Genomic DNA, 306 nt, shown 5'->3' with positions numbered 1-306 from the left:
ATTAAATTTCGCAGCTCACGAATATTGCCTGGCCAATCATAGTCAAGCAATACCGCCAAAGCATTCTGCCCAATCGTATAGTCCTGTTTTTGATATTTATAGTAGAATTCCTCAAGAAAATCATAAACAAGCAACGGTATATCCTCTTTCCTTTCCCGTAATGGCGGAATGTTTACGGAGAACACGTTTAAGCGATAATATAGATCTGAGCGAAAAGCACCTTCAGCAACCATCTTTTCTAAAATTCGATTTGTAGCAGCAATCACTCTAAAATCAACCTGTTTCGGGGTTAATCGTCCTATTCGG

At 39.2% G+C, this 306-nt stretch carries 1 protein-coding gene; it reads right to left on the bottom strand.

The features are described 5' to 3' along the window. A partial coding sequence (locus tag PZE06_RS27760; protein WP_275792369.1) for an AAA-type ATPase lid domain-containing protein occupies positions 1-306 on the bottom strand: 306 nt, incomplete at both ends.

This window comes from Robertmurraya sp. DFI.2.37, from assembly GCF_029211245.1.
In the GTDB taxonomy this organism is placed as follows: Bacteria; Bacillota; Bacilli; order Bacillales; family Cytobacillaceae; genus Robertmurraya; species Robertmurraya methanolica_A.
Note: the sequence above shows the minus strand (reverse complement) of the source record. Positions and strands in the feature narration are given on the sequence as shown.